This is a genomic window from Methylobacterium sp. B4, assembly GCF_003201865.1.
Classification (GTDB): domain Bacteria; phylum Pseudomonadota; class Alphaproteobacteria; order Rhizobiales; family Beijerinckiaceae; genus Methylobacterium.
The window spans coordinates 168,573-193,481 of record NZ_QJJJ01000007.1 but is presented as its reverse complement, the minus strand read 5'-3'; the positions used below and the strand labels follow the sequence as shown (position 1 = coordinate 193,481).

Sequence of the window (24,909 nt, the reverse complement as noted above, 5' to 3'; positions counted from 1 at the left end):
AGGGTCCAGACCGAACCGGTATCCCCCATCAGCGCCACGCTTCTTCCGATGACCGCACCCGTTGCCATAGCCATGATCTTCATCGGCGGCTTCGTCGCGATCCCTGCCTTCGGCCGATGGGCGCATCAGGTCACGGAAGCTCTCGCCTTCCTTCTGGCGACGGTCGCGCTGGTGTTTGCGATTATGTTCCTTTGCGATCGATGGCCGGGTTACTTTGCCAACCCTCAGGCGCCGATCGCGGTGAGCGTCGATTCGCTCGGTGATTAGTGCATCGAAGCGCATTCAACGCCAATCAATTCAGGACGCTCTCGTGAAGCCGCAGGCCACGGGTGGCGGCACCTCCGCCGGTGCCGCTCTCGCTTTCGTTGCCGGCTTCGTCGATGCCGCGGCCTTCATCGCGCTTACAGGCTTGTTCACGGCCCATGTCACCGGAAACTTCGTCCTGATCGGCGCCGAATTGGTCGCGAGTTCGACCGGCGTGCTGGCGAAGGTCTTGGCTCTGCCCGTTTTCATGGGGGCGGTGGCTTGGGCCCGCATCGTCGCGCTGCTCCTGGAGCGACAGGGGGCCGATCCGCTGCCCTGGCTGCTCGCCGTCGAAGCGGCCCTGCTCGCGGGCTTCGGCTTGTGCGGGACGGTGTTGTCGCCGCTCGATGCGCCGGACGGTGCCCCGGCTCTGGTCGTCGGCATGCTCGCCGTCGCGGCCATGGGCGTGCAGAACGCGATCGGTCGGCTCTCGCTCGGCCATCTGGCTCCCACCACGGTGATGACCGTGAGCGTGAGTCAGGCCGTCATCGACGCGATGGATCTCATTCTGAGAACGTCCGGGAACGCCGCTCCGGCGCGCGCGCGGCTGCTGCGGCTGCTGCCGGCCATCGCGACCTTCGCCGCGGGCGCCCTGTGTGGAGCCTACGGGATAGCCTACCTTGCGTTCGGCTGCGTCGCGCTGCCGATCATGGTTCTGATCGGTTTGATCGCCTTCGTTGCGCTGACGCCTGCCGAGGCGAATGCCGCGACGTGAGTGACGTCGGCGATACGCAGCGGAATGCTGCGTTCGCCAGGAAGACCTCACTGCCGAACGTCCGCCCCCGGGGGATGGGGCAACCGCTGCTTCCGACCCTCGCCAGACCCTCATTCGGCCGATGAACTCGGATGCCAGAGTGATGCCTCGCAGGCGTCGCGCGGTTCTACGGCAGCGTGCCGCCTTCTTCCGAAAGGAGGCGGTGGTGCTCGCGACGACGGCGGGGCTGGGGCGACCGAATCCGCGATCAGGCCTGCTCTCGGCCGCTCGCGCGCCAGAGGAAGGCGGCGGCCGGGGAGCCGGTGCGGCGAAGCGCGGCGACGTCGACCCGATTGAGCACGACGCCCAGGAGCTTCTCCCGGATCAGGCCCGCCTGGGCGAGGCCGATGCGCAGATGCTCCGCCTCGACCTGCCGCCAGCCGGCGACGAGGATCACACCGCTCATGTACTGCGCCGCCGCCCGCGCCTCGGCGACGCAGGCAAGAGGGGGCAGGTCGCAAACGATGGTCTCGTAGTCCCGCCCCGCCTCGGCGAGGAAGCCGCGCATCGCCTCGGTCCAGATCGGCGCCGCCCGCGGTGCGTCGGCGCGGCCGAGCGGCAGGAAATGCATCCCGTCGGCCGGGTCGACCTGAATCGCCTCGGCGCTCACGCCGCCGGCCGCCAGGCACTCGATCAGCCCGCCCTGGGGGCGACGCAGCAGCCGCCGCGTCAGGCCGGGATCGGCCCCGTTGCCGTCGATCAGCAGCACGCGCTCGCCCCGGGACGCGAGGAGATGGGCGAGGTTGGCGGCCACCGTCGAGGCCCCCTCGCCGGCAAAGGCGGCGGTGACGCCGATGCAGCGGGGCGCGCGGGGGGGAAGGCCGAGGTCGATCGCGACCTTGGCATGGCTCAGTGTCTGGGCGAAGGTCGAGGCGGGATGGGTCGCGGCATAATCCGCGATCGAGAGCCGCCGCAGGGGCGTTCCCCGGCGGAGGCGGTCGCGCCAGCGCGCCAGCAGCCCGGCGCCCCGCAGCCGCGGGACGATGCCGAGGCACTGGGCGCCCGTCGCCCGCACCACCTGCTCCGGGCTCTGCACCGTGCGGTCGAACATCTGCCGCAGCAGCGCGTAGGTGACGCCGAGGGTGCCCCCCGCCAGCGCCGCGAGCGCGACGATGAAGATGCCGCGCGGGTTGCTCTTCTCCGTGGGGGGCGCCGCCTGCGCGATGACGCGCGTCTTCGGCCCGACGTCGCGCAGGCGCTCGCGCAGCCAGATGCTGGCCGACTGGGCCGCTTCGATCCGCGCCGCGACCTGATCGTCGGTGTAGGCGCGGGCGACCTCGTTGGCGATCCGGGCCGCCCGCTCCGGCTCGACGGCGGTGGCGCGGATCATCACGATGTTGCTCATGCCGATCCGATCGACGCTGTAGCCGGCCTGAACCGCCTTCATCGCCTTGCGGCGGGCCTCGTCCGGGTCGCCCGAATCCTGACCCGCGGCCGGCCGGATCGCGTCGGCCGCGTCGCGCAGGATCGCGTCGAGGGGCGTCTCGGTCTCGCCCTCGGGAACCGGAGAAGCGAGTGCGCCGATCCGGGCGGCGGCCTCGGCGCGCAGCCGGTGCAGCAGGCCTGGCACCTGGGGTTCGTCGCCCTCGGTCGCGCGGAGGCGGTCGGCTACGGCGAGTGCGATCTTCTCCGAGCGCATGATCTGCATCTGCGTTTCGAGGAAGGAGGGGTCGGGCAGGGATTCGGCGAAGAGCGCGTCGTCGCGGCTGAAGGTCAGCTTCAGGTTCGTCAGCAGGAGATGGGTGTGGGCGGTGTAGATCACCGGCCGCATGACCACGTAGAGCGCCGCGAGCGAGGCCGCGAGCAGCATCAGTTTGACGATGAGGCCGAGGCGGCGGCGGATCGCCGACAGCATCCAGCGCCAGTCGATGATCTCGTCCTCGCCACCCAGAAGGAGCGTGTTACCGACGAGGTTGGCCGGGTTACCCTTGACGTGCAGCATTGGCGTCGACTCTCAGTACGGTCTCGCCCCTTCCGGAGCGGTTTCGCGGGCGAATTGCGCCGAGCCGGCCGAGGGCCCGGTCAGGGGACCGCCTCGGTGGCGAGGTTCACCTTGACCCGCGCTTGCTCGGCGAGGCGCGCGGCGGTGCCGCTGTTCTGGGCCAGGCCTTGCACCGCCTCGCGGCGCACGAGCTGCACCTTGAGGATGTCGCCGGGCAGCACGAGCGTGGTTTCCTGCGCCTCGAACTCACGGGCCTCGCCGCCCTCCACCCGGACGATGGCGAAGGCCAGATGCGTGGGCGCATCGCGCTCGTTGACGGCGGCCTCGCCGGCCTGGATCGCGCTCTCGCGCATCAGCCGCTCGGCGCCGGCGATGCGGCCGTCGGTATCGGTGAGCTGCGCCTGGGCCTCCAGCAGGTCGCGCAGGGCGGCCACCGCGCGTTCGTCGCGCACGGTGGAGGCGGTCCGCTCGGCGGTGTTGATGCTCTGGCGCGCCCGCAGGGCCTGGGCGTCGAGCTCCTTCTGCTCGCGCTCGATCTGCGCCAGCGTGCGCTCCAGCGGCAGGATGCGCGAGGTCGGCGTCAGGCCCCGTCCCATCAGTTCGCGCACCTCGGCGAGTTCGCGCAGGACCGACTGGCGCAGCTTCTCGGCGGCCTCGCGCTGACCTTTGAGGTTGACGATCTCCTCCTGATGCAGGGTGACCGACTGCTGCAACGCCCGCATTTCGTTGATCTGGTGCGAGCGCTGGGCGCCGTACATCCGCTGCTCGCCGGTCGTCAGGCCCGGCACGCCCTCGGGCGCCGCAGGATTCGTCGCGGGGGAGGACGTCTGCTTCTCCAGGCTGGCGATCTCGGCCTTGAGGCGGGCCTCCCGGGCGAGAAGCTCCCGCTTCTTCTGCCGCAGGATCGGCAACTCGGCATCCGCCCTCAGGCGCTCGACATGGATGGGCCAGCTGCTCGCCGATTCCGGCCGGCGATAGGCGCCGCCGGCGATGCTGACGGCGTTGAGCACCAGCATGCCCGGCCGGTAGGTGTACTCACCCGAGCGCTCGACCCCGCCGATCACGTAGAAGGGCCGGTACTGGGCGATGCCGACGGCGGTGTCCGGCGGCTCCGTCAGGCCGGCGCGGGCCTTGAGGCGAGTCGAGATCTCCTGGGAGAGATCCGCGGTCTGGAGGCCGGTGACCGACACCTGCCCGATCAGCGGCAGCGACAGCATCCCGTCCGCGCCGACCGTGAACTCGCCGGTCAGGGCCGGCCATTCGTAGACGTGGATGCGCAGCCTGTCCTGCGCGCCGAGCCGGTACTGCACCGTCTCGGCGGCGACCCGCGGGCTCGCCCCGAGAAGGCACAGGCCGAGAAGCACGGCCGCGCTCAGGCGCTTCGTGGGGGAGGGAGCAAGAAGAGCAGTCATGGCCATCCCGTCGATGCCGGCCGCCGAAACGATCGCGCCGCAACATTGCGCCGAAAGATCCTAGGTGCGCCCGCGTCCGCACTGCGACTTGACCATTCGTGGGCTGCGGTGCGCGGGGCGGATGCGTCCGGCTGAGGTACTCGGCCGAATGCGCCGGGCGCTACGCCTTTCGGCGAAGCGCCCGCAGGCTCAGCCCGCGTCGCGGGTCTCGCGCAGGGCGACGCCCCGGCCGCGCAGGGCGTTGCGGCGCTGGGCGGCGCGGGAGGAGACGCTGGCCAGAGCCGCGTCGGCGGCACCCGCATCGGCGAGGTGGCGCGCCAGCGCCCGCGCCGAGGGGAAGCGGAACAGATCGGTGATGCCGAGCCGGGGCGCGACGCTCGCCTTGAGGTCGCGATGCGCCTGCATCGCCAGCAGCGAGTGGCCGCCGAGCGCGAAGAAGCTGGCATCACCTGCCACCCGCTCCAGCCCCAGCACCCGGCCGAACACGCCGGCGATCGCCGCCTCCAGCCCGTCGGCGGGCTCGGCCGCCTCGGCCTCCGCCTCCGCTGCGGCCGGGGCCGCTTCCACCATGGGGGCCGGCAGCGCCTTGCGGTCGATCTTGGCGTTGGGCGTGAGCGGCAGGCGCTCCAGCGTCACGACATGGGCCGGAACCATGATCTCCGGCAGGGTCCGCGCCAGCGCCGCACGCAGCGTCTCGGCGGACGGGGGGAGGCCGTCCGGCACGATGTAGGCGACGAGGCGCTGGTCGCCCGGCCGGTCCTCCCGCACGATCGCCACGGCTTCCGCGACCCCGACTTCCGCGCGCAGGGCGGTCTCGATCTCGCCGAGTTCGATCCGGTGGCCGCGCAGTTTCACCTGACCGTCGATGCGCCCGAGGAAGCGCAGCGTCCCGTCCGGCTCGAACTGCACGAGGTCGCCGGTGCGATAGAGGCGCCCGCCCCCCGCGAAGGGATCGTCGAGGAAGCGCTCGGCGGTGAGGTCGGGGCGGTTGAGGTAGCCCCGGGCCACGCCGTCGCCGCCGATATAGAGTTCGCCGGGCAGAAGCGGCGGCAGCGGGCGCATCCGCGCGTCGAGCACGTAGAGCTTCGTGTTGGCGATGGGGCGGCCGAGCGGCACCGTGCCGGTGCAGGGCAGGGCCTCGTGCGTCGAGGACCAGATCGTCGTCTCGGTCGGTCCGTACATGTTGGTGATCGTGGCGACACCCGCCGCCCGAAGTTCCGCGAGCAGGTCGCCGGACACGGCCTCGCCGCCGACATAGAGGTGACGCAGCGCGCCGAGTCCCGCGCGGTCCTCGGGCGAACCCAGCAGCATGCGGGCCATGGAGGGCGTGCATTGCAGGTGGCTGATCCGGTGCCGGCGGATCAGCGCGCCGAGCCCGTCCGGCTCTTCCGCCGCCTCGGCCGCCCCGCGGTTGCAGGCCGCCACCACGGCGGCGAGCGGGTGCAGGCGCTCCAGCACCGTGGCGGTGGGCAGGCCGTAATCGATCAGGCAGGCGATCTCGTCGACGCCGACCGCCTTCACCTGCGCGGCGCGGGCGAGGGCGTCGGCCTGGGTGCCGAACAGGCCGCTATCCTCGAAGTAGCGCTCGAAGGCGAAGTCGAGGATCGCGTCCATCTCCTCGGGTGCGAGGGTGCGCAGGTCGAGCGCCATGGGCTGGGTCACGCCGGCCGGGCGCTTGAAGGCCGGGAAGGCCCAGGCGTACTGCTTCACCAGGGCGGCGGCGCTGCGCAGGTATTCCCGCATCGGCTCCCGCGCCAGGGCGCGCACGGCCTCCCGGTCCTCGCCGAGCAGCGTGTGGAGCATCAGCGTCACGGTGTGGGCTGCCGGATCGTGCCCGGCCTCGGCGAGCGCCCCGCGGTAGATCGCGATCTTCTCGCCCAGTTCATCGACCGACTGCCCGAGCAGGTGGGTCAGCAGGTTGGCGCCGAGCCGCCCGGCCTCGCGAAAGCTGTCGGGATTGCCGGCGGTGGTGATCCAGACCGGGAGTTCCCGGGAGACGGGCCGGGGCTGCGTGATCACGTCGATCGTGCCGCCGGGCCCGTCGAAGGGGACGGCCTCGCCGCGCCACAGCCGCCGCACGGTGTCGAGGTCGCGCACGAGCGCGTCCTTGTTGCGCGGCGGAGCGTTCTCGGGGCGGAGCAGGAAGTCCTCCGGCATCCAGCCGGAGGCGAAGGCGATGCCGGCCCGTCCCCCGCTGAGATTGTCCACCACCGCCCATTCCTCGGCGACGCGGGCCGGGTGGTGCAGGGGCAGGACGCAGCTTCCCGCCCGGATCGCGACCCGCGAGGTCACCGCGGCGACCGCGGCCCCGGTCACCGCCGGGTTGGGGTAGGGCGCGCCGAAATCGTGGAAGTGACGCTCGGGCGTCCAGACCGCGGTGAAGCCGTGGGCGTCGGCGAAGCGGGCGCTTTCGAGCAGCAGGCGGTACATCTCGCCCCCGCGCTCGGCCTGACCCCAGTGGAACAGGCTGAACGTCATCGGCACGGCGGCCGGCGCGGCCGTGGCCCCGGTCGGGGGGGCGGCCACCACCACCTTGAAGCCGCGCGACAGGGTCCAGAACAGCTCCAGCACCGAGATGTCGAAGGACAGGCTCGTGACCGCGAGCCACGTGGGCTGCTCCGGCTCGTCGCGGGCGATCCGCTCGTCCATTCCGGCGAAGAAGTTGGCGACGTTGCGGTGCTCGACCACGACGCCCTTCGGCCGCCCGGTCGAGCCCGAGGTGTAGATGACGTAGGCTGCGTGCGCCGGGCTGACGCCGGATTCCGGCCGGGTCGCCGGGCCTGTGCCCGCCTCCTCGATGGAGAGGATGGTCTGGGCGGCGCCCGGCACCGAGCCGGCCAGCGCGCGCTGCGTCAGGACGACGGAGAGGCCGCTATCCTCGATCATCAGGGCCAGCCGCTCGCGCGGGTAGGCCGGATCGAGCGGCACGTAGGCGCCGCCGGCCTTCTGGATGGCGAGCGCCCCGACCACGAGGTCGAGCCCGCGGGCGGCGTAGAGCCCGACCGGCTGGTCCGGCCCGACGCCGCGGGCGCGCAAGGCGTGGGCGACCCGGTTCGCCCGCTCGTCGAGGGCGCGATAGCTCAGGCTCTCGCTGCCGGAGACGAGCGCGGTCGCTTCCGGCGTGCGGTCGACCTGCCGCTCGATCAGAGCGTGGATGCAGGCCGCGTCGTAGGGCGTCTCCGTGCGGTTCCACGCGACCAGCATCCGCTCGCGCCACGCCTCCGAGAGCAGCGGCAGATCCTCGATCGCCCGGCTGGGCTCGGCGGCGAAGGCGGCGGCGAACGTCGCGATGCGCTCCGCCAGCGCTTCCGCGTCTTCCCTGGGCAGGCGGGCGGCGTCGTAGACGATCAGCGCCTCGCATCCACCGGCCACCAGGGTGAGGGGGCAGCCGGGAACGGCGTGGTCCGGGCCCGACCCCTCGACCAGGGCGACGCCGTAGCGCGGGACGGCGAGACCGGGCCGGCGCAGCGGCAGGTCAGCGGGCAGCGTCGCCCGCGCCCGCAAGGCCGCGATCTCGGCCGCAACCGCCCGTTCCAGGCCGTCGCCCGTCATCCCTTCCGCCTCGATGCGCAGCGGCAGAACGGGGCTGAACAGGCCCGGATACGCGCGGCCGGCCGCGCCGACCTGGGCATCCGCGTAGGCGACGTCGAAGCGCGGCTCATCGGAAACGCGGGCGAGGTAGGCGGCGAGCATCGCCAGGGCGCGCGTCCCGGACAGCACAGGCGGAAGGCCGACGGAGAGGTGTTCGAAGCGCGTCGCGCCCGTGCCCTCGGGACGGATCTCCGGCAGCGCCAGGGGTGCGAGGGCGGCAAGGCGCGCCTCGCCCCAGGCCTCGTTGCGGACTGCCGGCTCGGCGGCGCGGGTGATTTGGGCGAGCGCGCCGGCCTCGAAGAGCGGCAGGGCGTCGCCCGCGGCCGCGAGGGTGTCGGCGGCCAGAGCCGTGCCGTCCTCTTGCCGCAGGCCCTCGACCCGCACTGCCCCGTCGAGCGCCGCGACGGTGAGGCCGTCCGCGTCGGCGTCCAGCACCGTGCCGGGGGGCGACACGGTCAAAGCGCCGGTCGCCGACACCGAGGCGACCGGGTAGGCGCGCCCGTCGATGCAGAGTTTCGGCGTCAGCAGCGGGTTGGCGTAGCCCGGCCCGAAGTCGAGGGCGCGGGCGAGCCGGGCCAACTCCTCGGCCGGTCGGTCGAAGCGTAGAATCCCGGCGGCCTCGGGGCGTGCCGTCCGGCGGTAGAGCGTCAGCGGTCCCGGCTCCTGCGGCCGGGGCGCGAGGGTGCCCGCCTCGATCCCGTCGAGCAACTCGGCAAAGCTCTCGATGCCGGCCTCGAAGCAGCGGCCGTTGAGGCTGAAGCCGGTCTCGTCCGGGGCGACCTCGAAGCGGCGGGCGACGTAGACGCCGCCGGCATCGACCGCATCGGTCATGGCGTGCCAGGTGATGCCGTGGCTCGCCTCGCCGTTCAGGATCGCCCAGGCGGGGGTGTTGAGGCCGGCATAATGCGGCAGCGGCCCGTCGTGAAAGTTCGCCGCGCCCTCCAGGGCCCGGCCCCAAACGCTGCGCGGCACGATGCGCAGGTTGGCGATCGAGAGGAACCAGTCGAAGGCCTCCTCCGCCAGCGCTGCGGCGACGTCGGACCCGGCCTTGATCACGGGCAGTCCCGCCTCGTCGGCCCAGTGCGCGACCGCATCGCTCGCTGTCACCACCGCCACGATCCGGTGCCCGCGCCGCAGGGCGGTCTCGCCGCACTGCGCCAGCAGCGACTGGTCGCCCATCAGGACGAGCCGACGTTCGGTGGAAGCCCTCATCGCCGTTTGCCTTCGGTGTTCGGATGCGCCGAGCCGACCCGTCGCGGACCCTTGCCGGGACTTCTTGCGAGCAGGTCCGCCGCGGCGGCGGAGGAAGTGACGCCTCCTGCTCTTAAGTCTCGCCGGGCGTGCGGCTCCACGCCGCCAATCGAGCGACTGCTACGCCTTCCGGGGGAGAGGGGGCGCCGCCCGACGGACGGGCGGCCCCTCGTTTTGGCCGGATGGCGGCTCAACCCCGCCTCTCGCTAGCCTGAGCGATGCGCGCCCTCCGCCGAGGGGCGCTCAAGCCGCGCCGCAAGAGGGCTCGACCGTTCCATGTCCGTCTCCCCGCCACCCTCCGCCTTTGCCGCCACCGAAGCCGAGGTTTCGGAGACCGACATCGCCGTGATCGGCATGGCCCTGCGGGTTCCGGGCGCCCGCAACACCCGCGAGTTCTGGGAGAACCTGCGCGGCGGCGTCAGCTCGATCCGCCCGCTGACGATGGAGGAGCTCGACGCGGCCGGCGAGTCGCCCGCCCGCTCCCGGCTGCCGAACTACGTCGCCGTCTGCGCCGACCTGCCCGACATGGAAGGGTTCGATGCCGGCTTCTTCGGGATGAGCCCGAAGGAGGCCGCGGTGATGGACCCGCAGCACCGCCACTTCCTCGAATGCGCCTGGGAGGCGATGGAGAGCGCCGCCCGTCCGCCGGAGCGCGAGGCCGGCCCCGTGGGCGTCTTCGCCGGCTGCGGCATGGGCAGCTACTTCTACGACAACGTGCTGAGCCACCGGGAGCTGGTCGAGGAGACCGGCCTGTTCCTGCTGCGCCATACCGGCAACGACAAGGACTTCCTCACCACCCGCGCCTCGTTCCTGTTCGACCTGAAGGGACCGAGCGTGAACGTGCAGACCGCCTGCTCGACCTCCCTGGTGGCGGTCCACAGCGCCTGCCAGAGCCTGCTCGCCCGCGAGTGCGACATGGCGCTGGCCGGCGGCGTCACCATCGAGCTGCCGCACCGGCGCGGCTACCTCGCGCAGGAGGGCGAGATCCTGGCGCCCGACGGCGTCTGCCGCGCCTTCGACCACCGCGCCGCCGGCACGGTGTTCGGCTCCGGCGTCGGCGTCGTCGTCCTGCGCCGCCTCGGCGACGCCCTGCGCGACGGCGATCCCATCCAGGGTGTCATCAAGGCGACCGCGATCAACAACGACGGCGCGGGCAAGGCCGGCTACCTCGCCCCCAGCATCGACGGGCAGGCCCGCGCCATCGTGGAGGCGCAGGGGCTTGCGGGGATCGACGCCGATTCGATCCAGTATGTCGAGTGCCACGGCACCGGCACCTATCTCGGCGACCCGATCGAGATCGCGGCGCTCACCCAGGCCTTCCGTCAGAGCACCGGCGGCACCGGCTTCTGCCGGGTCGGCTCGGTGAAGACCAATATCGGCCATCTCGACACCGCCGCGGGCATCGTCGGGATGATCAAGGCGCTGCTCGCCCTGCGGCACGGGGAGATCCCGGCAAGCCTCGGCTTCGAGCGGCCGAACCCGGCGATCGACTTCGCCGGCAGCCCCTTCGCCGTCGCCGACCGGCTCACCCCCTGGCCGCGCGGTGCCGGCCCGCGCCGGGCCGCGGTCAACGCGCTCGGCGTCGGCGGCACCAACGCACACGCCATCCTGGAGGCGGCCCCCGCCGCCCGCGCCCGCCCGGCCGCCGGAGCGGAGGGACCTGAACTCATCGTGCTCTCCGCCCGCAGCCGCGCGGCGCTCGACGAGGCGGGTCGCGCACTCGCGGCCGAGCTGGAGCGCCGGCCCGACCTGCCGCTGGCGGATGCCGCCTACACCTTGTGGAGCGGCCGGCGCCATTTCGAGCACCGCCGGGTGCTGGCGGCGGGTAGCCAGGCCGAGGCGGTCGCGCTGCTCACCGGCGGCGACGGGCGGCGCCTCCACACCCATACGCTCGTGCCTGACGCCTCGGGCGCCGCGTTCCTGTTCCCGGGCGGGGGCGCGCAGCATCCCGGCATGGCGCGCGGGCTCTACGAGGGCGAGCCGGTCTTCCGCGCCGCTTTGGACGAGGGCTTGGGCTACCTGCCGCCGGAGGCCGCCGCCGAGATCCGCGCCCACTGGCTCGGGGCCGAGTCCCGCGAACCGCAAGCCGCGCAGTGGCTCTTGCGCCCCTCGCGCCAGCTGCCGGCGATCCTGATCTGCGAGGTCGCGCTCGCCCGGCTCTGGCAGGCCCGCGGCCTGAAGCCCGCGGCGCTGATCGGCCATTCCATGGGCGAGAACGCCGCCGCTTGCGTCGCCGGAATCATGACCTTCCGCGAGGCGGTCGGCCTCGTGCGGCTGCGCGGCGAATTGTTCGACACGGTGACGGGCGGCGGCATGCTCAGCGTCGCCCTCGACGCCGAGGCGCTGCGGACCCGGCTCCCCGATACCCTCGACCTCGCCTCGGTGAACGGGCCGGCGCTCTGCGTCGTCTCGGGTCCCACCGACGCGCTCGCGTCGTTCGGCGAGGCGCTGAAGGCGGAGGGCATCGAGACCGCCCCGGTGGCGATCAACATCGCCGCCCATTCGCGCATGCTCGATCCGATCCTGCCGCGGTTCGAAGCCTATCTGCGCACGCTCAGGCTGCGTCCGCCCGCGATTCCGGTGGTCTCGAACCTCACCGGTACCTGGCTCACCGAGGCGCAGGCCTGCGACCCGCTCTACTGGGTCTCGCACTTGCGCTCGACGGTGCGCTTCACCGACGGCCTGGCCCTGCTCGCCGCCGACCGGGGGCGGATCTACGTCGAGGTCGGCCCGGGCCGCACCCTCGCCTCGCTCGCCAAGGCGCAGGGGACGATTCCCGCCAATGCCATCCTCAACAGCCTGCCCCACGCGGACGAGGCGACGGATGCCCGCCTCGCCTTCCTCGCCGCCTTCGGCCGCGCCTGGGCGACCGGCCTCGCCGTCGATCCGGGCCTGCTCTGGCAGGGCCGCGATTGTCGCCGGGTGGCGCTGCCGACCTACCCGTTCCAGCACCAGCGCTACTTCCTCGACGCCGTGGAGCGGGTCGCTCCCGGCGCGGCCGAAGCGGTGCCTGAGAAGCGGGCCGACATCGCGGCCTGGGGCTACCGGCCGGTCTGGCGGCAATCGGCGGCGGCGCTGGAGGTCGAGGCCGATTCCACCTCCCGCACCTGGCTCGTCTTCCGTGACGAGGAGCCGGTCGGGCAAGCCCTCGTCGCGCGGCTGCGCGCGGCCGGGCACCGGGTCACGGAGGTGGTGCCGGGCGACCTGTTCGGTCGGCGCGGGCCCGAACTCTACGCACTCTGCCCCGAGGATGGCCGGCCCGGCTACGAGGCGCTGATCCAGGCGCTCGACGCCGACGGGCGCCGCCCCGACCGCCTCCTCCACCTGTGGCTGATGACGCGGGAGGAGCGTGTCCGGCCGGGCTCCAGCCCGTTCCACCACGTCCTGGAACGCGGCTTCTCCTGCCTCGTCGGCCTGATGCAGGCGATGGGCGAGGCGACACTCCACGCCACGGTCGTGACCCGCGGGATGCAGGCGGTCGGCGACCGCGCCCCGGCCCAGCCGGACAAGGCGACCGTGCTCGGCCCGGCCCTCGTCATCCCGAAGGAGATGCCGGGCGTCACGATCCGCACCATCGACGTGGACCAGTTCGACGGGGCGAGCCGGTCCGGTCGCGGGCGCGCGGCCCGGACCGAGGCGCCCGGCGGCGACTTCGAACGGTTGTGGGACGATCTGATGGCCGAGCCGGCGACCGAGACGGTGGCCTACCACCGCAGCCGCCGCTGGAGCCTGGACTTCTCGCCGCTGCCCCTCGACCCGGCGGAGGCGGGCGAAGCGGCCTTTCGCGAGGGCGGCGTCTATCTCGTCACCGGCGGCCTCGGCGACATTGCGGGAACGGTCTGCGAAGCCCTGGCCCGCCGCTACCGCGCCCGCCTCGTGCTCGTGGGCCGCACGATCCTGCCCGAGCGCGCCCTGTGGGACGACCTCCTGCGCGTGCATGGCGAGCAGGGCCGGACGGGGCGGGCGATCGCGCGCATCCGCGGGCTCGAAGCGCTCGGCGCGAAGGTGCTCTACGGCTGCGCCGACATCAGCAACCCGGAGGAGTTGGGTGCGGTGCTGGCCGAGGCGCGCGCCGCCTTCGGGCCGATCAACGGCGTGATCCACGCCGCCGGCCTCGTGCGCGACGGGCTCGTCGCCCTCAAGAGCGAGGCCGAGATCGAGGCTGTGCTCGCGCCGAAGATCCACGGCACGCGCAACCTGCACGCCCTGACCCTGGACGATCCCCTCGACCTCTTCGTCCTGTTCTCTTCCACCAGTGCCGACACGGCCCCGGCGGGACAGGTCGATTACGTGGCGGCCAACGCCTACCTGAACGCCTTCGCGGAGGCGCAGTCCCATCGTGCCGGCTGCCGCACGGTGGCGATCCACTGGGGAATCTGGAACGAGATCGGGCTCGCCGCCCGCGCGGTCGCGCCGGCGCGCGCCCTGCCGCCGCGGCCGGCCCCGCGCGGACCGCTCTTCAACGCCTGGGCCGAGGACGGCAGCGGCGGCCACTGCCTGGAAGGGAGCTGGAGCGCGTCGGAGGGAAAAGCCGCCTGGATCCTCGACGAGCACCGGGTGGGTTCGGGCAGGGCGATCTGGCCGGGCACCGGCTATCTCGAGATCGCGGCCCAGGCCCTGCGCGAGCACGGCGTCGAGGGCGGTTTCGCGCTGGAGGATCTCGTCTTCCTGCGCCCGCTCCACGTGCCGGACGGGCAGAGCGGCCGGGTGCAGGTGCGCCTGGAGCCGCAGGGCGACGGCTTCCGCCTGGACGTGCGCAGCCTCGCGAGCGCAGGGGGACGGTCCGGCTTCCGCCGCCACGCGCAGGGACGCATCCGCCTGATCCCCGGCGCTGCCTCGCGTACGGTCGCCCCCGCGCCGGCCGGAGGACTGCCCGCGGCCATCCCCTCGGTGCAGGAGGCGCATCTGCGCTTCGGGCCGCGCTGGCGGGTGCTGCGCAGCCTCGACCTCGCCGAGGGCAGCGCGCGCGCCCGGCTCGCCCTCGACCCGGCCTACCGGGCCGACCTTGAAGCGGGCTTCCTACTCCACCCGGCGCTGCTCGACATCGCCACCGGCTGCGCCATGGCGCTCGTGCCGGGCTACGAAGCGGCGGCCGCGCTCTGGGTGCCGGTCTCCTATCGCCGCGTGCGGGTGCACGGTCCGCTGCCCGCCGAGGTGACGAGCCGCATCCGGCTCGGTGCCAGCGAGGGCGAGGGCTTCGCGAGCTTCGACATCAGCATCACCGATGCCGGCGGTGCTCTGATTATGGAGGTCGAGGGCTTCACGGTGAGGCGCCTCGACGGCGGCGTCACGCTGGAGGCGTCCGAGGCGGGCATCGAGGTCGCGGCGCCGCGGGTCGAGGCGCCCCAGGCTTCGGCCTCCGCGGCGCGGGCGCTCGCCGCCCTCGTCCGCCAGGGCATCCGACCGGAGGAGGGCGTCGAGGCGCTGTTCCGGGCGCTGCGGGCCGGGCGGCCGCAGGTCGTCGTCAGTTCGATGGATCTCGCGGCCCTGCGCGCCCGCGCCGCCGCTCCGCCGGCCGAGACCGCCCCGCGCCCCTCGCTGTTCGAGCGGCCCGAGAGCGAGGCGGCCTATCTCGCACCGCGCACCGAGACCGAGCGGGCGCTGGTGGGCTTCTGGACCGAACTGCTCGGCATCGCCCGGGTCGGGGTCGAGGACAACTTCTTCGAGGTCGGCGGCCACTCGCTCATCGCCGTGCGGCTGCTGCGCAAGGTGCGCGAGCGCTTCGCGGCCGACCTGCCGATCTCGGTGCTGTTCGAGGCGCCCACCATCGCCGCCCTCGCGGCTCTGCTCGGCGACCGGCCGGGAGCGGCGGCTCCCGCCGGCGACGGCGGCTCGGAGACCGCGGCGGCCGGATCGACGGTGACGGCATCCCCGAAATGGCTGCACGTGGTGCCGATGCAGGTGCGGGCGGACGCGGCGCGCACGCCGTTCTTCCTCTGCGCCGGCATGTTCGGCAACGTGCTCAACCTGCGCCACCTCGCCCTTCAGATCGGCGCGGAGCGACCGGTCTACGGCCTGCAGGCGCGGGGGCTCTACGGCGAGCACGCGCCGCACGAGACCTTCGAGGAGATGGCGCGCGACTACTGCGCCGAGATCCGCGCGGTGCAGCCGCACGGGCCCTACTTGCTCGGCGGCTTCTCCGGCGGCGGGCTCGCCGCCATGGCGATGGCCCGGCGCCTGCGCGAGGAGGGCGAGGAGGTGGCGGCCGTGCTGCTCCTCGACACGCCGGTGCCCCAGCGCGTGACGCTCTCGGTCACCGACCGGCTGACCATGAAGGCGCAGGAGTTCCGGGCGAAGGGCGGCGGCTTCCTCACCGAATGGCTCCGGCGCCGCGCGCGCTGGGAGGCGATGCGCCTGCGCGAGCGCATGGCCGCGCCCCGGGAGGTGGGGGCCGAGCAGTTCCACAACGACGCCATCGAGGCCGCCTTCCGCAGTGCCCTCGACCGGCTGGTGCTGCACGCTTACCCCGGACGGGTGATCCTCTACCGGCCGCAGGTGCAGGTCCTCCACCGCCTCTCCGGCGGGCGCCGGCTCGACGTCAACCGCTCGCTGATCCGCGAGGACAACGGCTGGTCGCCCTACCTGCCGGACCTTTCCATCGTGCAGGTCTCAGGGGACCACGACGGCATGGTGCTGGAGCCCAACGTCCGGGTGCTCGCCGCCCGGATGCGCCGCCACCTCGCCGAGGCCGAAGCGGCCGCCGTGCCCGCCTGAGTGTCTCACACAGCTCCCGCAGCACCGGCTGCGTGAGAGCGGTCCGTGGCCGAGCGTTTCGTGAGGCGCTAGAGCGGCGCCCGACCACGTGGGGTCGGGACGCATCTTCAGCCTTCGTCGTGCCGCGCTTACTTTCGACGAACCGGTGTCCGCTTCGTCGGAAAGCGCTCTGAGACCGTTTCCGGCCGGTCGCTTCGGGATGCGCAGCATTCCGTCATCGCGAGGCGGAGCCGAAGCGATCCGGAGCGCGACCTTTCCGGGCAATGCGGAGCCCTGGATTGCCGCGGCTTCGCCTCGCAAGGACGGCGAAGTCACCGGAGTCATCATGCGGATACTGCAAGAGATCCGTCGATGATGATCATCACGCTTCATCGGTGGTCTCGCGACCGCGATCCGTCCCTCGATCACAGGATCACGGGACGGGTCGCGCCCGTCCGTCAGCCGCGTGCCTCCGGGGGCGGGGCGAACGGTGTCCAGTCCGGCTCGCGCCACATCTTCCAGCGCCAGCGCAGCGCCTTGGTCCAGAGCGTCCGGCGCGCCTCGACGAAGCCGGCCTGCGGGCGCCACATCGTCCGCTCCATGTAGGGCCAGAACAGTTCGGTCGCCTGGACGCGCAGCCGCTTCGCGCAATCCGCCGGATCGGGCTCCGGCTCCCGCGCCGCACGGGCCGCCACGTCTCCGGCGAAGGCCTGAAGGGCGTCCGCCGTGTCCGGCGCGACGCCGTCCGGCGCCCAGGCCCCGCGCGGCGCGCGCCCGGTCGTGGCCGCCTCGACGAGGAGCGCGAGCGCGTAGGCGCCGAGCCGCGTGGGATGGACATCGTCCTCGATCAGGCGCGCGGCCGCCTCCCCGGGCTCCGCCGCCCGCCATCCAGGCGGCGTCCGCTCGATCAGCGCGGCCAGCGCCGAGGCGGCCGGGATCACGCGGATGCGGTTGCCCGCCCGCGCGGCGTCCGAGCGCCGGTTCGCCGCGGCGACGATGCAGCGCCAGAGCGGCGCCGCCGCCCGCTCGTATGCAAGCCAGCTTGCCGGGTCGCGCTTGTCCTCAAGGGAGATCCACGGGACGTAGAACCACGTCGCGATGCCCGGATTGCGCGCAGCGAAGCAATCGTGCAGCCGGGCGAGTTCGCCGATCGTGTCGTTCCACAGGACCGCGCCCATCAGGTCGTGCTGCTCGGTCACGACCAGGGTGTCGTAGGGGCCGGCCTCCGCGCCGGGGCCGGAGCTCTCGTCGATTGCGGGCGCTCCCTCGCGGCAGGCGCGCTGGGCGATGGTCGAGCCGCTCGCGTGGCGCCGGCTCCAGGCGAGGTTCGGCCCGAGGCTCGCGGAGATGCGCGCGAGGTCGTCGAGAAGCGGCCGGTCGACGAGGCTGTGACCCGAGACGAAGACGCGGCGCGGCGACGCCTCCTCCGCGCGGACCGGGGCGGCGCTCACGGCGATGAGGCCGATGGCGGCAAGGCGGCGCAGGCGCGCGCCGGGGCGTTCACGACAGGCCACCGCGGTCCGTCCTGACCCAACCCAGCGGCCTGCGCGTGAGGACGCGCCGGTAGAGGGTGACGTTGCCGAGGAAGTAGGCGGCCAGTTCCGCCGGCCCGCAGGTGAAGCCGTCCTCGGCGCGCGCGAGCCGCCATCCGGCGACGAGGGCCAGCGCCAGAACCGTGACGTTCGCTAGGGCCATCGCCAGGGGCACGGCCGAGGCACCGGCCAGAACCGCGATCGCAGCGAGCGCGGTCAGGGCGAGGTTGGCCGCCAGCAGGAGCGTCAGGGGCGGCACCATCACGTCGAGCACCTGGGCCAGCAGGGCGGCGTCGCGGCGCAGCAGGCCGGCGAGGAGAGAGGGGAGCGCGGCGGCGATCTGGTTCAGATGGCCCCGCTGCCACCGCTCGCGCTGGTCCACCACCGCCCGCGCCGTCTGCGGGAACGCACTCGTCACCCGCGCCGCCTCGCACAGGACCGGCGGATGCCCTGCCCGCGCGCAATCGAGGCCGAGCTTGAGATCCTCGACGATCTCGCCGCTGGCGATCCGGGCCCCGGCGATGATCGACCAGGGAAAGGCCATGCCGCTTCCGGTGAGCTGGCAGGGCAGGCCCAGGGCCGCCAAACCCTGGGGCCGCACCACGTTCTTCAGGATGTAGGCGAAGCGGGCGACGCCGAGCGCCGCGCCCGTGCCGGGGAAGGGCACGCTGACGAAGACCGCCTGGGCCGGGCGCCGCCGTTCCAGCACGGTGCGGGCGAGGGCGTCGAACGCGCCGTCGGCGACGAGGCAGTCGGCATCGACGAACAGCACCAGCGGCGGCGGGGCAGCCTGGAGGTGGCGGATGCCGGCATCCATGGCGTAGCCCTTGCCGCGGGCGAAGGGATTGCGGCGCTCCACCACCTCGGCGCCCGCTCGTTCGGCGATCTCCGCCGTGCGGTCCGTGCAGTTGTCCGCCACCACGACGAGGCGGTCGCCCGGACGCAGCTGCGCCCGGATGCTGTCGAGCGCCGCGCCGAGATCGCGCTCCTCGTCATGGGCCGGCACGACGACCGCGAGGGGCGGCCGGTCGAACGGGAGCGCTTGCGGGCTCGGGCGGGCCCGTCGGCGGTGAGCGGCGGCGACTTCCGTGGCGAACACGGCCACGGGAATCGCCAGGAGGGCGCAGGCGAGCCCGACGAGGCCCGACAGAAGGACAAGAACCACGGTCATCGGCGGCCTCGCATCGTCTCGTGGGACATTCGCTCGATCCTTCGGGAGGGCGCGGGGGAATTCTCCCCGTGCGCGGCGCGCGTCCCGATTCCGGGCGGCGCCCTCGCCTCGACACTCCGTCGGTCCGTGCCGGGGGCCAATGCTCCTTTCGGAACGTCGAAAGGCGCAGGCCCTACCGCCTTGGCCTGAGGTTGTGACGGCACGGGGCCGAGAAGAATATCCCTAAGATAATGATCCTGTCCGAAAGACGGATACGATACTCGTGCCAACCTGTCCGTGCATCACGTTCCATCTTCCGTGATCAGGAAAGATGAGTAGGCGCGATAGGTGTATCCGATTGCAGGCAGGAACGTCGTTTAATCCTTGGTTAATGGAAGTATGCGGGGCCGGATTGGCGATCGATTTGCTTACTTCTGGCCCACTGCATCCCATGCACTTGCTCCAGGCTGAGCCTTGAGCGCCGAAAGGATCGACAGATCGGACGGCCCGCGCTCGGATCCACTGGAGCCGAAACCATGCCTGTCGGTCTCGTCAGCCCGCTCAGTCTTCGCGAACGCTTCCTGAAGGCGCCCTTCGACAGCCTCGGCCGTGCCGAAGTTCTGGCTCTGCTGTCGCGGGCACCGAAGGACGCCGAGCCGGGCCCGTTCCGCTACGTCGTCACGCCCAATGTCGACCATGTGGTGCGCCTGGGCGCCGACCCTTCGCTGGCCCCGCTCTACGACGGCGCATGGCTCTCGCTGTGCGACAGCAAGCCGATCGCGGCCCTCTCGCGGCTGCTGATTCCCGGCGGGCTCCCGCATCTGCCCGGCTCGACGCTGACCGAGATCCTGTTCCGATCGGTGATCGGCCCCGGCGACCGGATCGCCCTGGTGGTGGCGCATCCCTCCCTGGCCGCGGAGATGCGCGCGGCCTTTCCGGAGGTCGCGTTCGAGATCTTGTCCGCCCCGCCGGACATCGACCGGGACCCGGCCGCGCTCGCGGCCTGCGCCGCCTTCGTCGCGGGCAGCACCGCGCGCTTCACCTTCATCGCCGTCGGCGCCCCGCGCTCGGAGCGCATCGCCTTCCAGGCCTCCCTCGATCCGGCGGCGCGGGGGATCGCCCTGTGCGTGGGTGCGTCCCTCGAATTCCTCGTCGGCCGCAAGCGCCGGGCGCCGCTCTGGATGCAGCGGGCGGGCCTCGAATGGCTCCACCGACTCGCCGGCGAGCCGAACAGGCTCTGGCGCCGCTACCTGTTCGGGGTCGCACCGCTCGCCCGCCTCGCCCTCGCGGAGGCCGCCATCCGCGTCGCGGCGCGGCGGGCCCTGCCTCGACCGACGGAGCCCTGAGCCATGCCGGTCCCGCCCGTCGCCCCGCCCGGATCACCGATCGAAGGACACCCGGCCATGAAGGTCGCGTATCTGATGAACACCTATCCGCTGCCGAGCACGACCTTCATCCGGCGTGAGATCGAGGCGCTCGAACTCCTCGGATGCCGGATCCGGCGCTACGCGATCCGGGCGTGGCCGCAGGCGCTGGTCGATCCCCGCGACCGGGCGGAGCAGGCCGAGACGCATTACCTGCTGACCCGCAATCTCGCCGGACTGCTCGCCGCCGCCCTGCTCGAAGCGCTGCTCAACCCGCTCGGCCTCGGCCGCAGCTTCGGCCCGTGGCTGCGGCTCGCCCGGGCCGCCCGCAACGGATGGGTGCGCCCCGTCGCCTACCTGCTCCAGGCGGCCTGCCTGCGCCGGCGTGCGGCGGCCGAGGGCATCGACCACATCCACGTCCACTTCGCCACCAACGCAGCCACCGTGGCGATGCTGGCCCGGCTGATGGGTGGCCCGAGCTACAGCTTCACCGCCCACGGGCCGGACGAGTTCGAGGCGCCGGAGCGCTTCGGCTTTGCCGAGAAGATCGCGCACGCGCAGTTCGTCGTCGCGATCTCCGATTTCTGCCGCGACCGCCTCACGGACCTGGCCCGGCCGGAGGATGCGGCCAAGATCCGCGTCGCGCGCTGCGGGATCGCGCTCGAGGAGTTCGCGGCGGTTGAGCCCCAGAGAGCCGACAACCGCACCTTCGTCTGCGTCGGACGCCTCTGCCCCGCCAAGGCGCAGGCGGCGATCCCGGCGGCGGTGGCGGCCCTGCGCTGGCGCTATCCCGACCTCAAGGTGATCCTGATCGGCGACGGCGAGAGCCGGGAAGAGGTCGAGGCCGCCTGCCGGCGCCACGACGTGGCGGACCGGGTGATCCTCCACGGCTGGGCGAGCAATGCCGAGGTGCGCGAGCACATCGCCGCCAGCCGCGCCCTGCTCCTGCCGAGCCTCGCCGAGGGTCTGCCCGTGGTCATCATGGAGGCCTTCGCCCTCGGCCGGCCCGTCGTCTCGACCCGCGTCGCCGGCATCCCCGAACTGCTCGACGATGCCTGCGGCTGGCTGATCCCGCCCGGCGACGTGCGGGCGCTGATGCGGGCGATGGAGGCGTCGCTCGCCGCGACGCCGGAAGACCTCGCCGCCCGGGGGGCGGTCGGACGCGAGCGCGTCGCGCGCCTGCACGACCGGCGGCTCCTGGCCGGCACATTGGTCGGACTGTTCCGGGAGGCCGACGCGAGGAACCGGGCCGTGCGGGAAGGGAGGCGCGCCGCCGGCCGCCTGCCGAACGCCGAGCTCCTCGATACGCCCTGAAATTTGTCAACGAAGAGTAGGCCGCATCGTCGAAGCGTAAGTGGAAATCGAAGCAAGATCAGCATGTCGATCGACAGGCTGAATATTCGCCAAAGTCTCAGTGTCGTTCCGTCGCGTATCAACCCATCCGATCAACACGAGCCCCGTCGGCGTCCCGAGGACGGTTGAGGCAGGTCATGAGCGAGCAGGTCATCGGAAACTCGACGGGTCTCTCGCCGCGGATCCAACTTCGCTCGAATTCGTTCGGGCAACTCGGTCCCGTCCTCGTCACGCTCGACGCCTTCGCGCTGGTCGGCGCGGCGCTGCTCGCCCAGGCGGGCGCGGCGCATCTCGCCGAGCAGACGGCCGATCCGCTTCGTCTCGCGGCGATCGCGGCCTTCCCGACGGCCTTCACCCTGCCGCTGATGGCCCTGTGCGGCGCCTACGACACGGATGCCGCCTCGCGGCCGCTCCAGGCGGTCAAGGCGCTGCTCCTGATCTGGCCCGGCCTGCTGCCGCTGGCTTGGCTCCTGACCGTGGGGCTGCAGATCCGCCTCGACATCGCCCATGACGGGATCACCGCGTTCGCCGTGATGGGCCCGGCCGTGCTGCTGGTTCAGCGCTACACCCTCGCGGTGCTGCTGCGCCGGAGCGCCGAGGCGCGCGGAATCCCGCTCTTCCCGGTCCCATCCTCGGATGCCGACCCGAGCGGGGTCGCGGCCTTTGTCCCCGACCGGCCTCCCGCCGCGACGGCCGATCCGGCCGCCGCATCGCCGCGCCCCGGCGCGCCGGCGCGCTACGTCTCGTCCCGGCGGATGCCGGCCGGGCGCAAGCGCGTGCCGCCGAGCACCCTGACCGAGCCGCGCCCGAGCGCGCAGGCAGGGCGGCGCCGCGCGCTGCCGCGGCTCTCGCCGACGGAGCGGGCCGGCCTCGAGGCGCCCGCGGCGCGGCCCGGTGACGGGGAGGCGATCAAGCGTGCCTTCGATGTCGTCGGCGCCGGGATGCTGTGCCTTCTGCTCGCCCCGCTGCTGCTCATCCTCGCCGTCCTGATCCGCATGACCTCGGAGGGGCCGGTCCTGTTCCGGCAGATGCGCGGCGGCCTGCACGGGCGGCCGTTCGAGATCTACAAGTTCCGGACGATGACGGTTCAGCCCCGCGACGCCGCCCTGGTGCAGGCCTATCGGCACGATCCGCGGGTGACGCCGCTCGGCCGCATCCTGCGTCGCACCAGCCTCGACGAGCTGCCGCAGCTCTTCAACGTGCTGAAGGGCGACATGTCGCTCGTCGGCCCCCGGCCGCACGCCCTCGGGCACGACTACGAGTTCGCCCTCCGCATCGCCGACTATCACCGCCGTCACCAGGTGAAGCCCGGCATCACCGGCTGGGCCCAGGTCTGCGGCTGCCGCGGCGAGACGGGTACGGACGAGGCCTTGCGCCGCCGAATTGAGCTGGACCTGACCTATATCGAGCGACGCAGCCTCTGGTTCGATCTGCGGATCATCCTCCAGACCTGCCGGGAAGTGGTCTCCTCCGAGACCGCTTACTGAGGACGGGCCGACGCGGCCCAGCCGCGCGGGCAGGCGATCGCCCGTGCGCCGTCCCACCGATAGGGTAGCGGCGTACGCCCTTTGTCGAACTGCGAGCACGCGGATGCCGGTTCTAGCTTCGCGCTCGACCGGCAGGGGATCGACGGGGGACTCGATGGTACCCCGCAAGTGCCATGCCAGTCTTTCGATCCATTCATGGCTCGAGACGTGATGCGTGATTTTCAGGCCTCGTTGCTCAGCGCGTTTCGTTCCGGCGAGGAAACAAGGCGGATTCCGTGCGAGACCGGCCGGTACGAAACCAGCGACGTCCTTTCCGATCGATGCGCCCCGCGCCCCGCCCTCCATCCGGTCGCGCGGCCGATGCCCGTCCTTGACGCCATCGCGGACCCGGTCCTGCTCCTGCGCACCGACGGAACCCTCGTCCAGCGCAACCGCGCGGCCCGGGCGCAACTGCCCGCGGCCCTGCCGGGGCGGACGCTGGTTCCCCCCGGCTCGCAGGAGGCGCGGCGCCTCGCTTCCTACCTCTCGCTCTGCGCACGGTCGGCGCAGCCGCTGTCGGGCGTGCTCGACCTTCACGACGGATCGCGGCGGCGCCGCTTCCGCTGCCGGGCGGCCTGGGTGGAGGACGTGGAGGGCGGCTGCGTCCTCGCGCATCTCTTCGGGGCGGGCTCCCTCCCGGAGGAGGCGTCCGATCCCGCGCGCGGGGAGCGGGTCGGGCCCGAGCGGGACCAGATCCTGACCCGCCTCTACCGCATCGGCCACGAGGAGCGCCTGCGGCTCGCCCGCGACCTCCACGACCAGAGCGGACAATCCATCGCGGCGCTGGCCATGGGGATCGGGGCGCTGGAGAAGCATGTCACCTCGGCCGCCGGGCGCGAGCAGATCCAGCGCCTGCGGTCGCAGCTGGGCGAGGTATCGAAGGAGCTCCACCGCATCGCGGTCGAACTGCGTCCCACCGCGCTCGACGATTTCGGGCTCGGCGTCGCGCTGCGCCGCCTCGTCACGGATTGGGGCGCGAGCCGCGGCGTGGCGACCGATTTCGGTCTCACGGGCCGGGAGCCCGATCTGGCCTCGGACGTCGAGATCACCCTGTATCGGCTGTGCCAGGAAGCGCTCACCAACATCGCCAAGCACGCCGCGGGCGTGACCACGGTGAGCGTGGCGCTCCAGTACGAGGGGGAGGCCGTCTCGCTCATCGTCGAGGATGACGGCATCGGTTGCCGGGAGGGCGGTCTCTCGACCTCCCGGCTCGTCGCGGACGGAAAGTTCGGCATCGTCGGAATGCGGGAGCGGGTCGGGCTGGTCGGGGGAAGCTTCGAGATCGAATCCTCCCCCGAATCGGGCACCACCCTCGTCGCCCGCATCGGCACTCCAGAGAGGCGCACATGACGGATTTCGAGCCCAGCAGAATTCGAGTCGTCCTCGCCGACGATCATCCGATGTTCCTGTCGGGGGTGGCGAACCTCATCGGCGAGACCGAGGACATCGAGGTGGTCGCCACCGCGACCAGCGGCGCCCGCGCGCTTCAGGTCGTCGCCGAGGCCAAGCCGGACATCGCCGTCCTCGACATCGCGATGCCGGATCTGAACGGGATCACCCTGGCCTCCAAGCTGAACGCCGAGCGCAGCCCCGTGCCGACGATCATGCTCAGCGTCCACGAGGATCGCCTCTACGTGCAGCAGGCCTTGGCGGCGGGCGCGCGCGGCTACGTGCTCAAGCGCGCCACGAGCGACAACCTCCTCCTCGCGATCCGCTCGGTCCATGCCGGCGGCATCTATCTCGACCCGATGGTCGCGAGCCAGCATCTGGCGACCGAGCGAATCGCGCCGACCGCGCGCGACAACCTGCGGCGGATCCTCATGGCCTCGCTCTCGGTGCGCGAGGAGGAGATCATCCGCTTCATCGCCCTCGGCTACACGAACAAGGAGATCGCGGCCAAGCTCGCGATCACCTCGAAATCGATCGAGACCTACAAGGCCCGGGCGGCGGAGAAGCTCGACCTGCGCAGCCGGGCCAAGATCGTGCAGTACGCGGTGCTGCGGGGCTGGCTCCACAGCGTCGCCTGAGGGACGCTTCG

General features: G+C 72.5%; 13 protein-coding genes. 8 read left to right on the top strand and 5 right to left on the bottom strand.

The window, feature by feature from the left end:
- Positions 1–48: 48 nt before the first annotated feature.
- Both BY998_RS11915 and BY998_RS11910 read left to right on the top strand, forming a co-directional pair.
- Positions 49–267, top strand: coding sequence for a hypothetical protein (locus BY998_RS11915; protein WP_110351831.1), 219 nt, complete (start codon positions 49–51; stop codon positions 265–267).
- A 43-nt stretch (positions 268–310) separates the two neighbouring features.
- Positions 311–1,018 carry a DUF1275 family protein gene (locus BY998_RS11910; RefSeq protein WP_110351830.1) on the top strand — a complete coding sequence of 236 codons (708 nt, stop codon included), beginning with the start codon at positions 311–313 and terminating at the stop codon, positions 1,016–1,018.
- Between the two features lie 247 nt (positions 1,019–1,265).
- Here BY998_RS11910 and BY998_RS11905 read toward each other — a convergent pair whose 3' ends face one another.
- From BY998_RS11905 to BY998_RS11895, 3 genes are all read right to left on the bottom strand, one after another.
- Positions 1,266–2,999 carry a Wzz/FepE/Etk N-terminal domain-containing protein gene (locus tag BY998_RS11905; RefSeq protein WP_110351829.1) on the bottom strand — a complete coding sequence of 578 codons (1,734 nt, stop codon included), beginning with the start codon at positions 2,997–2,999 and terminating at the stop codon, positions 1,266–1,268.
- Between the two features lie 80 nt (positions 3,000–3,079).
- Entirely contained in the window at positions 3,080–4,411 is a 1,332-nt protein-coding gene (locus BY998_RS11900; protein ID WP_181425494.1) for a polysaccharide biosynthesis/export family protein, read from the bottom strand.
- Positions 4,412–4,600: 189 nt separating this feature from the next.
- Positions 4,601–9,214 (bottom strand): MupA/Atu3671 family FMN-dependent luciferase-like monooxygenase, encoded by a 4,614-nt coding sequence (locus BY998_RS11895; protein ID WP_110351827.1) that lies wholly within the window; start codon positions 9,212–9,214, stop codon positions 4,601–4,603.
- Positions 9,215–9,529: 315 nt separating this feature from the next.
- Between BY998_RS11895 and BY998_RS11890 the strand changes: the two genes are divergently transcribed.
- Entirely contained in the window at positions 9,530–15,967 is a 6,438-nt protein-coding gene (locus tag BY998_RS11890; RefSeq protein WP_110351826.1) for a type I polyketide synthase, read from the top strand.
- Positions 15,968–16,404: 437 nt separating this feature from the next.
- Here BY998_RS11890 and BY998_RS11885 read toward each other — a convergent pair whose 3' ends face one another.
- A complete protein-coding gene (locus BY998_RS11885) occupies positions 16,405–17,460 on the bottom strand; it encodes a hypothetical protein (protein WP_110351825.1) in 1,056 nt (351 codons plus the stop codon).
- The gene (locus tag BY998_RS11880; RefSeq protein ID WP_110351824.1) at positions 17,447–18,649 is read right to left on the bottom strand and encodes a glycosyltransferase family 2 protein; all 1,203 of its coding nucleotides are present in this window, start codon (positions 18,647–18,649) and stop codon (positions 17,447–17,449) included. Before BY998_RS11880 ends, BY998_RS11885 begins: the two co-directional genes overlap by 14 nt.
- Before the next feature lie 515 nt (positions 18,650–19,164).
- On the opposite strand from BY998_RS11880, the gene BY998_RS11875 reads away from it, so the two are divergent.
- The 5 genes from BY998_RS11875 to BY998_RS11855 all read left to right on the top strand — a co-directional run bounded on the left by BY998_RS11875 (position 19,165) and on the right by BY998_RS11855 (position 24,898).
- On the top strand, positions 19,165–19,974 hold the full coding sequence (locus tag BY998_RS11875; RefSeq protein WP_110351823.1) for a WecB/TagA/CpsF family glycosyltransferase: 810 nt from the start codon (positions 19,165–19,167) through the stop codon (positions 19,972–19,974).
- A 57-nt stretch (positions 19,975–20,031) separates the two neighbouring features.
- The gene (locus BY998_RS11870; protein WP_110351822.1) at positions 20,032–21,306 is read left to right on the top strand and encodes a glycosyltransferase family 4 protein; all 1,275 of its coding nucleotides are present in this window, start codon (positions 20,032–20,034) and stop codon (positions 21,304–21,306) included.
- Between the two features lie 176 nt (positions 21,307–21,482).
- The gene (locus tag BY998_RS24735) at positions 21,483–22,832 is read left to right on the top strand and encodes an exopolysaccharide biosynthesis polyprenyl glycosylphosphotransferase (protein ID WP_110351821.1); all 1,350 of its coding nucleotides are present in this window, start codon (positions 21,483–21,485) and stop codon (positions 22,830–22,832) included.
- A 360-nt stretch (positions 22,833–23,192) separates the two neighbouring features.
- Entirely contained in the window at positions 23,193–24,221 is a 1,029-nt protein-coding gene (locus BY998_RS11860) for a sensor histidine kinase (protein WP_181425493.1), read from the top strand.
- Complete coding sequence (locus BY998_RS11855; RefSeq protein WP_110351819.1) at positions 24,218–24,898, top strand: response regulator transcription factor; 681 nt, start codon at positions 24,218–24,220, stop codon at positions 24,896–24,898. The genes BY998_RS11860 and BY998_RS11855 overlap by 4 nt, the downstream gene beginning before the upstream one ends.
- The last annotated feature ends 11 nt before the right edge of the window (positions 24,899–24,909 follow it).